The 9312-nt window shown below is 60.1% G+C and carries 12 protein-coding genes; 6 read left to right on the top strand and 6 right to left on the bottom strand.

What is annotated here, in order from left to right:
* The 4 genes from ggt to rsmD form a co-directional block, all read right to left on the bottom strand.
* The coding region (ggt, locus tag HKN06_13615; GenBank protein ID NNF62350.1) for a gamma-glutamyltransferase at positions 1-1649 on the bottom strand (1649 nt) is incomplete at its 3' end.
* Positions 1646-1912, bottom strand: a complete 267-nt coding sequence (locus HKN06_13620; GenBank protein NNF62351.1) for a YfhL family 4Fe-4S dicluster ferredoxin — start codon at positions 1910-1912, stop codon at positions 1646-1648. The genes HKN06_13620 and ggt, both read right to left, overlap by 4 nt.
* Positions 1913-1927: 15 nt before the next feature.
* Positions 1928-2413, bottom strand: a complete 486-nt coding sequence (gene coaD, locus HKN06_13625) for a pantetheine-phosphate adenylyltransferase (protein ID NNF62352.1) — start codon at positions 2411-2413, stop codon at positions 1928-1930.
* A complete protein-coding gene (gene rsmD / locus HKN06_13630; GenBank protein NNF62353.1) occupies positions 2410-3003 on the bottom strand; it encodes a 16S rRNA (guanine(966)-N(2))-methyltransferase RsmD in 594 nt (197 codons plus the stop codon). Before rsmD ends, coaD begins: the two co-directional genes overlap by 4 nt.
* A gap of 66 nt (positions 3004-3069) precedes the next feature.
* On the opposite strand from rsmD, the gene ftsY reads away from it, so the two are divergent.
* The 5 genes from ftsY (at position 3070) to HKN06_13655 (ending at position 7041) form a co-directional block, all read left to right on the top strand.
* Positions 3070-4044 carry a signal recognition particle-docking protein FtsY gene (gene ftsY / locus HKN06_13635; GenBank protein NNF62354.1) on the top strand — a complete coding sequence of 325 codons (975 nt, stop codon included), beginning with the start codon at positions 3070-3072 and terminating at the stop codon, positions 4042-4044.
* Positions 4041-4724, top strand: coding sequence for a cell division ATP-binding protein FtsE (ftsE, locus tag HKN06_13640; protein ID NNF62355.1), 684 nt, complete (start codon positions 4041-4043; stop codon positions 4722-4724). The genes ftsY and ftsE overlap by 4 nt, the downstream gene beginning before the upstream one ends.
* Complete coding sequence (gene ftsX / locus HKN06_13645; GenBank protein NNF62356.1) at positions 4705-5670, top strand: cell division protein FtsX; 966 nt, start codon at positions 4705-4707, stop codon at positions 5668-5670. Before ftsE ends, ftsX begins: the two co-directional genes overlap by 20 nt.
* Before the next feature lie 131 nt (positions 5671-5801).
* Positions 5802-6668 (top strand): RNA polymerase sigma factor RpoH, encoded by an 867-nt coding sequence (gene rpoH / locus HKN06_13650; protein ID NNF62357.1) that lies wholly within the window; start codon positions 5802-5804, stop codon positions 6666-6668.
* Between the two features lie 169 nt (positions 6669-6837).
* Entirely contained in the window at positions 6838-7041 is a 204-nt protein-coding gene (locus tag HKN06_13655) for a dodecin domain-containing protein (protein ID NNF62358.1), read from the top strand.
* A gap of 88 nt (positions 7042-7129) precedes the next feature.
* Here the strand turns inward: HKN06_13655 and HKN06_13660 are convergent, their stop codons facing one another.
* Together HKN06_13660 and HKN06_13665 are read right to left on the bottom strand one after the other, a co-directional pair.
* Positions 7130-7624 carry a DUF3465 domain-containing protein gene (locus tag HKN06_13660; GenBank protein NNF62359.1) on the bottom strand — a complete coding sequence of 165 codons (495 nt, stop codon included), beginning with the start codon at positions 7622-7624 and terminating at the stop codon, positions 7130-7132.
* A gap of 3 nt (positions 7625-7627) precedes the next feature.
* Positions 7628-8308: an OmpA family protein gene (locus HKN06_13665; protein ID NNF62360.1), complete on the bottom strand. Its 681-nt coding sequence runs from the start codon at positions 8306-8308 to the stop codon at positions 7628-7630.
* A gap of 306 nt (positions 8309-8614) precedes the next feature.
* Between HKN06_13665 and HKN06_13670 the strand changes: the two genes are divergently transcribed.
* Entirely contained in the window at positions 8615-9082 is a 468-nt protein-coding gene (locus HKN06_13670; protein NNF62361.1) for a DUF962 domain-containing protein, read from the top strand.
* Positions 9083-9312 lie beyond the last annotated feature (230 nt).

A 9312-nucleotide genomic window follows, 5' to 3' on the forward strand; every position in this document is an offset into this window, starting at 1 on the left:
CCTTCACCACGCGGATCGGCAGCCGCGACAACTTTACCGGTCGCGTAATCCCAGGTGATGGCCTGCAGGTTGCCGTAATTGCGGCTGGATAACTGCAGGTTGTGGCCCATCGACTCAAGACCATCGCGAGTAGCGCCGTCAAACGCCGCATCTTCAAAAGTGATGCGGTCAGGAAGATACTGGTGATGGAAACGCGGCAGGGAGACCATGGCCCGCGCATCAGCACCGTTTATCCGCGCCAGCGATCCCAGTAACACCATGCTTATGATACGGCTGCCTCCCGGTGTACCGAGAATAGCAACACCGTCGTCGGACTCGATAAAGGTCGGCGTCATGCTGGACAACATTCGTTTGCCCGGTGCGATGGCGTTGGCGTCAGCGCCAACAAGCTCGTAACCGTTTGGCACGCCCGGCTTGATGGAAAAGTCATCCATTTCATTATTCAGCAGCACGCCGGTACCGGGCGGCATGAAGCCGGAACCAAACCAGAAGTTGATTGACATGGTTCCGGCTACACGGTTGCCGTCACGATCAAGCACACTGAAGTGCGTAGTCTGGGTGCCACCGGCCAGGTCAGGCCGGACTATGCCCGGCAAGGCGTCACTCGGCGTGGCGCGGTCAACCAGGATCGCAGCACGCTGACCGGCCGCATAAAACGGATGCGCCAGGCGTTCCAGCGGTATATCGACATAGTCCGGGTCGCCAAGATACTCGGCGCGATCACGAAACGCGCGACGCATTGCCTCGACCACAAGGTGCTTCTGCGTCAGCTGGTCCATACCAGCGAGATTGAAACCGGCAAGAATGTTCAACGCGTTGATAATCAGCACGCCACCGGATGAAGGAGGTGGTGCCGACACGATTCGGTGGCCGCGATAGTTACCGTAGACCGGGCGCCGCTCCCTGACCCGGTAGGACGCAAGGTCTTCCAGCGTCCAGATGCCGCCCGCCGCGCGCGTGCCTTCCACCAGGCTGCGCGCGACTTCGCCTTTGTAGAAACCGTCGATACCCTGTCCGGCAACAGCTGTCAGCGTCGCCGCCAGGTCCGGCTGCACCAACAGCTCGCCTTCAGTTGGCGGCTCGCCGTTGCGATAAAAAATCTCCGCTGCTGCCGGCCAGCGATTCATCAGGTCTTTCTTGTACGTGAGGTTGCGCACCATGTGCTTGCTGGCAGGAAAACCATCGCGGGCGAGGCGAATTGCCGGCGCCAGTGATTCTGCCAACGACAGGCGGCCGTATTTTGTTGCGATATGCACCCAGCCCGCCGGAGCACCGGGAATGCCTGCCGCCAGCGGTCCGTCGATCGACAACCGGGGAATCGGTTCGCCGTTTTCGTCCAGGTACATGTCGCGAGATGCCGCACCCGGCGCGACCTCGCGCCCGTCGACCATCACCTGGAAACCGTCGAGCGCGCGGTGCAGCAGCCAGAAGCCGCCGCCGCCCATGCCCGAACCATACGGCTCGGTAACCGCCAGCACCGAGCTGACCGCGACGGCAGCATCGAATGCGTTTCCGCCGCGTGCCAGGATTTCCAGCCCGGCTTCAGTCGCGTGCGGGCTGGCACTGGCGATCGCTGCCTGTGGCGGCTTGTCGCCGGCACTCACCCACGGCGCCGCCACCAGCAGCAGCAGAACTGATAAAAGCCTCATGACGTTACACTCCCGCCTGCTTTCTGCAGGCGCAAATACTTCTCATATAACTGGTCCCGTGTTTCGGGATGTTGCGGGTCCAGCGGAATACAGTCGACCGGGCACACCTGAACGCACTGCGGCTCATCAAAATGACCGACGCATTCTGTGCACAGGTCGGGATCGATATGATATATCTCCGGCCCCATGTAAATCGCCTCGTTGGGGCATTCCGGTTCGCACACATCGCAGTTGATGCATTCGTCTGTGATCTTGAGGGACATCGCTGCGAACCCGGGCTAGGTCTCCGCGTAAAACGCTTTCAACGCAGCGCATACGTCGGGATGAACAAACTTCGAGATATCGCCACCGAATGATGCGACTTCGCGAACCAGCGTTGATGAAATATAGGTGAACTGTTCTGCCGGTGTCAGGAACACCGTCTCGACGTCCGGTGCAATCTGCCGGCTCATTGTAGCCAGCTGAAATTCGTACTCGAAATCCGACACCGCACGCAGCCCCCGAATCATCACTGGCAGGTCGCGCTCGCGGGCAAAATCCACAGTCATTCCGGTATAACCACACACCTCGACATTGCCGATATCGCCGACGACGGTGCGGGCCATAGCCACACGCTGCTCCAGGCTGAAAACCGGTTCCTTGCGCGGGCTGGCGGCAATGCCGACCACAACGCGATCGAAAATACGCGCAGCGCGGCGGATCAGGTCATTGTGCCCGTTAGTGATGGGGTCGAACGTGCCCGGATAAAGTGCGGCTCGGCTCATGGGGTTTCCTGCGATATTGACACCAGATGATAACCCACGCGGCCGGCACGCTTGCTGCGCAGCAGCTCCAGCCCGTCGGGCAGGGCCGGCGGACCGCATCCCGCCGCCGTCTCCAGGTAAAGCCGGCCACCCGGACGCAACAGTCGTGCTGAACCGATGCGGTACAGCAACTGCGACCACGGATCTTCCTCATACGGCGGGTCGATGAAAATGACATCGAATTCCTGTTCGCAACGCTTCAGCCAGGCCAGCGCGTCGGCACGAACACAGTGGCCCCCCTGCGCCTGCAACAGCTCGAGGTGTGTCCGCACGGTCTCGAGCGCATCGTCGTTGCGTTCGACAAAGGTGCAAGCGGCAGCACCGCGAGACAGCGCCTCCAGCCCCAGTGCACCGCTGCCGGAATACAGGTCCAGGCAACTTGCCCCGTCGATAATCGGGCTGAGCCAGTTAAATACTGTTTCACGCACCCGGTCCGGTGTCGGCCGCAGTTCGCCGGTATCGGGGAAGCGCAGCCGCCGGCCACGCCATTGCCCGCCGATAATACGGAAACTGCCGCTGGCGCCGCGCCGTTTGTGCCTGGCTGTGCTCACCGTTTGTTCCGTTGTCTTTTGTCCTGACGGTAGTGCAAACTCGCTGCGACGATTGCGGGACTCTCAATGCTGAGAAAGAAAAAATCCGACAAGACCGAGGCAGCGGAAAAAAAGCCCGGGTTCATAACTCGCCTGCGTGCACGAATCAACAAGGGCGATTCCTGGCTAACCACTGATGTCAAAGACCTCATCCCCGGCGGCAGGATCGACGAGGATACTCTGGAAGAGCTGGAAACGCGGCTGCTGCTCGGCGATGTCGGCGTTGACGCAACCGAGCATATCATTGACGGGCTGCGCAAGCGGCTGAAACGCACCGAGATGAAAGACCTCGACGCCCTGATGGCGGCGTTGCGGGAAAGCATGCTCGAGATCGTCGCTCCCGCAGCGAGGCCGCTGGACATCGACACCACCCATCAGCCGTTCGTGATACTGATGCTGGGTGTCAATGGTGCCGGCAAGACCACCACTATCGGCAAACTGGCGCGACGCTATCTCGATGACGGTTACAGCGTGATGCTGGCAGCCGCCGATACATTCAGGGCGGCAGCCATCGAGCAGTTGCAGGCGTGGGGTGAACGGAACGATGTACCGGTCGTTGCGCAGCGCTCAGGCGCGGATCCCTCAGCCGTGGTTTATGACGCGCTGGAAGCCGCCCGGGCTCGCGGTGTTGATGTGCTGATCGCCGACACTGCGGGCCGGCTGCATACACAAAGCAACCTCATGGAAGAGCTGAAGAAGATCAAGCGGGTGCTGGGCAAGCTGGACCCGTCTGCACCGCAGGAGACTCTGCTGGTGATCGATGCAACCAATGGCCAGAACGCGTTGTCGCAGGCGCGGCAGTTTCATGCCGATATTGGCCTGACGGGCGTTTGCATCACCAAGCTCGACGGCAGCGCCAAAGGCGGCATCCTGCTGGCAATCGCGCGTGAACTTGATGTGCCGATCCGCTACATCGGCATCGGCGAACAGATCGACGACCTCGATGTATTCGACGCTGAAAGTTACGTTGATGCGTTACTGCAGCAAACACAACAACCATGATTCGCTTTCAGAATGTCTACAAGCGCTACCCCAACGGCCGCGAAGCAATTGCTGACCTGTCGCTGCACATCGCGCCGGGCGAAATGGTTTTTCTTACCGGCCATAGCGGTGCCGGCAAGAGCACTTTGCTAAAGCTCATTGCGCTGATCGAACGGCCCACGCGCGGTCAGATGATTGTCCGCGGCCAGAATGTCACCCGCATCAGCCGGCGCAAGGTGCCACATTACCGGCGCCAGATCGGTGTCGTATTCCAGGACCACAAACTGCTGTTCGATCGCAGCATCTACGACAACATTGCCCTGCCGCTGGTAATTGCCGGTCTGCCCGAACGCGAAATTGGCAGACGGGTACGTGCGGCACTGGACCAGGTCAGCCTGCTGGGTCGCGAGTCGCGAAGCCCGCTGGAGCTGTCACAGGGCGAACAGCAGCGGATCGGCATTGCCCGGGCCGTGGTCAGTAAACCGCCGATCCTGATTGCCGACGAACCCACCGGCAATCTCGACCCGCAGCTGTCGCGAGAGATCATGCAGCTGTTCAGCCGCTTCAATGCTGTTGGTGTAACGGTAATCATCGCCTCGCACGATATCGGACTGATCGATAGCATGGACAAACGGGTAATACGGTTGAGCGGCGGCCGGCTGGGCTTGGCGGAGGAACCTGATGGGCGCGACGCCGCCTGACAACAAACCGCGTCTGAATCTCGCGCAGCGTGTTTCGGGCTATTTCCTGCGTCACGTGCAGACCATGACCGGCGCATTGGGCCGGTTGTGGCGCCAGCCCGTAGCCAACCTGATGACAATCGGCGTGATTGGCATCGCACTGGCACTACCGGTCGGCCTGCATCTTGTAGTTAAAAATGGCCGGGCCATCAGCGGCAGCTGGGACAGCGCTGTCGAGGTTTCAGTTTATCTGCGCAAAGACATCGATGCAGGGCGTCTCGTGACGCTGGCGGACGAGCTTCGCGAATGGCCCGAAGTCGCACGCATCAATGTTATCCGCGCTGAAGCGGCACTCGTCGAGTTTGCCGAATTGTCCGGCTTCGGTGCAGCTCTGGATGCGCTGGAAGAAAACCCGCTACCCGACACCTTCGTGATTACGCCGGTTGACGAGTACAGCGACGCGGAATCTCTCGCCGGGCTGGCCGATGCGCTGCGCCTGGTACCGGAGGCACGACTGGTGCAGGTCGACACCGACTGGATCAAACGCCTTAATGCAATCCTCGAACTTGTACGACGCGCGGTCGGAATAAGCGCGGTACTGCTGGCGCTGGCCGTGGCATTGATCGTTGGTAACACCATTCGGCTGGATATTGAAAACCGCCGTACCGAAATAGAAGTGAGCAGGCTGGTTGGCGGAAGCGACGCGTTCGTGCGCCGGCCGTTTCTTTACAGCGGCCTGTGGTACGGCCTTGGTGGCGGGCTGATGGCGCTCCTGCTGACACAAGTCTCACTGTTGTTACTTGGCGGTCCGGCGGCCCGGCTGGCGGGCCTGTACGGCAGCAGCTACAAGCTGGTCGGCCTGGGTGGTCGGGGCACCCTGTTGCTGGTACTGGGGGCCGCTGTTATCGGCTGGGCCGGGTCCTGGCTGGCCACAACCCGCCACCTGCGCGATATCGAACCCAGCTAGGGGGCTTTCAGCCGCCGGAGACCTTCTCATAACTGACTGTATTGTCAGTGTTTATTTTGAGAACCCTCAGACTGCTTAGCACTCTAACTATGCGAGTGCTAAAATATATCCGGGTGAATACGGGAGGAAACATGGCCACATCGCTGGCTTTACAGGACCGCAGTCTGCTGCCGCTATCGCCGGTTGGCAGCCTGGATGCGTACATGACCGCTGTCTCGAGCATTCCGGTTCTCAGCCGGGAGGAAGAGGTGCGCCTTGCGCGCCAGTTTCGCGACCAGGACGATCTTGACGCGGCACGCCAGCTGGTAATTTCCAACCTGCGTTTCGTCGTGCATATCGCACGTGGTTATGGTGGCTATGGGCTGCAACTGGGTGACATTGTCCAGGAAGGCAACATCGGCCTGATGAAGGCGGTGAAACGCTTTGACCCGGAGTACGGCGTGCGCCTGGTCAGCTTTGCCGTGCACTGGATCCGTGCCGAAATACATGAGTTTGTCCTGCGCAACTGGCGCATCGTAAAAATTGCGACCACCAAGGCGCAGCGCAAGCTGTTCTTCAACCTGCGCAAGGCAAAACGGCACCTGGGCTGGCTCAACCCGGAAGAGACTGCGGCGGTTGCCAACGATCTTGGTGTGCCCGAAAGGGAAGTCACGGAGATGGAGAGCCGGCTCGCAGCTCGCGACCTCGGCTTTGACGGACCGGACAACGACGATGATGATGGCGCCAGCTACTCACCCGCAGTGTACCTGCCGACGGCCGAACCGGGACCGCAGGACCTGATTGCCGAAGACGAACACCGCGAGCAAATGCATGCGCAGCTGCTGGCCGCTATGGGGCAGCTCGACGACCGCAGCCGCGATATCGTTAGCAGCCGCTGGATCAGCGAAGACAAGAGCACACTGCAACAGCTCGCCGACAAGTACGGCATCTCTGCCGAGCGTATCCGCCAGATAGAGAGCGCAGCGCTGCGCAAACTGCGACAGCAGATCGTTCTTTGATTTCGCGCTGGCATCGAGTGTCTCGATGTTTGCGGCTGAAGCCCCTTCTACGACAACTAGTCGCACAGGCGTACACGGAAAAGCGTTACAAGGTTTAACTTGACGCTACGTCAGGGCGCTCCTAGTATCGTCGACCTCTCAGAGGCAACCCAGGAACAGGGGAACAGGTATGTCCGTAGCACGAGTTACAGAAATTACAGCATCGTCAACAAAAAGCTTTGACGACGCTATTGAAAGCGGCATCGCCCGCGCCACCAAGACGCTCAACAACGTCGCCGGCGCCTGGGTAGACAGCCAGAAGATTGTGGTTGAGAACGGCCGCGTCACCGAATGGCGTGTCACTATGAAAGTGACCTTCGTTCTTGAGGACTGAACACAACAAGCGTGGCACGGATGCCCATGATCACATTGAAAAGGCGGCCGCAAGGCCGCCTTTTTTTATCCCCGACTTGCAGCCTGATTCAGCGGTAGATGGTGCCCTTGTGACGGATCCAGCCGCCCTCGCGGCGGTTGCGCGGGTCGTGATGCGTCCAGTGCACCACGCCCCCGCGATCATTCCACTCAAACTCGCCATAAAAGCTGACTGGATCACCCGCCTTTAGCGGCACGCGCTGTGCCAGGTCGATGTTGTGTGCGATCAGGACAGTGTGCTCGTTTGGCAGGCTCACGATAAAGCGCTGGTGTCTTGAGCCTTCGCTGTCATCCGGCAGCACACGCTGCACCCGGCCACCGGCCTCGATCCACATGTCCGAACGCTGCGACTCGAAAGCCGCGACGATCTGGTCGGCCGCTGCCGAATAGTCCCCGGCACTTTCCGACACCGCAACCGATGCCTGCCCGCCGGCCGCAACCGGTGTGGCCCGGTCTGCATTGCCGTCCTGGACATTCTGGTAGCCGAATATCGCAACCGCTATTGCAACGACGATACCGGCGAGTGTACGCAACTGCTTTGCCATGGCTTAGCCTTCGACGATTGGCACCAGGGTGATTTCAACCCGGCGATTGAGCTGACGTCCTTCGGCAGTTGAATTGTCGGCCACCGGATGACGCGAACCCAGGCCAAATGAAGCCATCCGCATCGGCATGATCTGCCGACTTTGCAGGTAGCCCGAGACACTGGCTGCGCGCCGCTCGGAAAGCGGCTGGTTGATCTGGTCAGTCCCGGTGCTGTCGGTGTGGCCGGCAATTTCTACCAGCGTCTTTTCATACTCGTTCAGCACCGTGGCAACCGAATCGAGAACCGGATAAAAGTTTGCCTTGATGTCGGACTGGTTGGTGTCAAAAGTCACGTTGCCGGGCATATTCAGCACGATGTTGTCACCCACACGTACGACGCTTACGCCAGTGGCTTCAAGCTCGGCGCGCAACCGGGCTTCCTGTACGTCCATGTAGTAACCGACACCGGCTCCGGCAATACCGCCCACACCAGCGCCGATCAATGCGCGCTTGCGTCGCTCGCGGCTGTCGTCGCCAGAGATGACACCGGCGACCGCACCAATCGCAGCACCGATTAACGCGCCCTTGGTGGCTTTTGAAGTCTGCTCTTCACGCGTGTAGGGGTTGATGGTCGTGCACGCCGAAACGGTGACGATTGCCGCAGCAGCAATGGCTGTACCGCGTAAAAAGGTCAGTTTGTTCATTTGACTCTCCGAAAATTCAGTGGTCCCCGACGCCCGCCGGGGCGCAAAGGATAGGCAAATGCCGACTCCGGCGCCAGCAGTTCCGGCCAGGTCGAACACGCCGGGACCGCTTGCCCGCAGCACCAATCACGCCTGGACCGCGATCGTAAAACTATGTTGCCCTGCGGGTAGGCCACCGGGTAACCGCCGTCAGCCAGCCGATATGGTGATTTGGACCGGATTGGCGGCGCGGAATTCCGCCGGTTGCCTCGCCGCCCGGGGCGGCGGTAGGCTCTGGCAGCACGCACTGACCAGGGGGATGGCCACATGCAAAGCGTCCAGACATGGCTCGATGAGTACGGGGAAAGCCATCAGAACCCGACGAACAAATTCCTGCACTGGATTTGTGTGCCGCTGATCGTGGTCAGCCTGATCGGCCTGCTGTGGTCGATTCCGGTGCCGGATTCTTTTGCCACGGTGTCGCCGCTCCTGAACTGGGGTGTGATCTTCCTGCTGGCCGCGCTGGTGTACTACTTCATCATGTCGTTCTCGCTCGCGATTGGCATGATCTTTGTCACCGCCGGGATCGTGGCACTGGTCGACTGGCTTAACGGGTTTTCAACACCGCTCTGGGTGTTGTCGATTGCTATTTTTGCCGGTGCCTGGATCGGTCAGTTCATTGGACATGTAGTGGAGGGCAAGCGACCGTCGTTTTTCAAGGATGTTCAGTTCCTCATGATTGGGCCACTCTGGCTGCTGTCGGCGATATATCGCAAGCTTGGCATCCCGCTTTAAGATTCGCGGCTGGAAGCCGCTCCCACAACATCAAACGATCGTCGAAGCGGCCCGGCCGATTCGACTCCTTTTACCCTGCCAACCCACCATCAGTCGCGACGCAAATCAGAATACCGCGACGTCTCAAACGGTTCGCGGCTAAAGCCGCTCCTACAAGAGGTTGCACCCGGATCTGATGCGGCGGGAGAGAAGACGGTGTTTCTTGGCAGCGACTGCGGTCCTCCGCCGGA

The sequence above is a fragment of the Gammaproteobacteria bacterium genome (assembly GCA_013003425.1).
Lineage (GTDB): Bacteria > Pseudomonadota > Gammaproteobacteria > Steroidobacterales > JABDKV01 > JABDJB01.

Excerpts from the sequence above, each read along its gene's own strand:
- HKN06_13620 (NNF62351.1), bottom strand. The coding sequence starts at position 1,912 with ATGTCCCTCAAGATCACAGACGAATGCATCAACTGCGATGTGTGCGAA.
- coaD (NNF62352.1), bottom strand. The coding sequence starts at position 2,413 with ATGAGCCGAGCCGCACTTTATCCGGGCACGTTCGACCCCATCACTAAC.
- ftsY (NNF62354.1), top strand. The coding sequence starts at position 3,070 with ATGCTGAGAAAGAAAAAATCCGACAAGACCGAGGCAGCGGAAAAAAAG.
- ftsE (NNF62355.1), top strand. The coding sequence starts at position 4,041 with ATGATTCGCTTTCAGAATGTCTACAAGCGCTACCCCAACGGCCGCGAA.
- ftsX (NNF62356.1), top strand. The coding sequence starts at position 4,705 with ATGGGCGCGACGCCGCCTGACAACAAACCGCGTCTGAATCTCGCGCAG.
- rpoH (NNF62357.1), top strand. The coding sequence starts at position 5,802 with ATGGCCACATCGCTGGCTTTACAGGACCGCAGTCTGCTGCCGCTATCG.
- HKN06_13655 (NNF62358.1), top strand. The coding sequence starts at position 6,838 with ATGTCCGTAGCACGAGTTACAGAAATTACAGCATCGTCAACAAAAAGC.
- HKN06_13660 (NNF62359.1), bottom strand. The coding sequence starts at position 7,624 with ATGGCAAAGCAGTTGCGTACACTCGCCGGTATCGTCGTTGCAATAGCG.
- HKN06_13665 (NNF62360.1), bottom strand. The coding sequence starts at position 8,308 with ATGAACAAACTGACCTTTTTACGCGGTACAGCCATTGCTGCTGCGGCA.
- HKN06_13670 (NNF62361.1), top strand. The coding sequence starts at position 8,615 with ATGCAAAGCGTCCAGACATGGCTCGATGAGTACGGGGAAAGCCATCAG.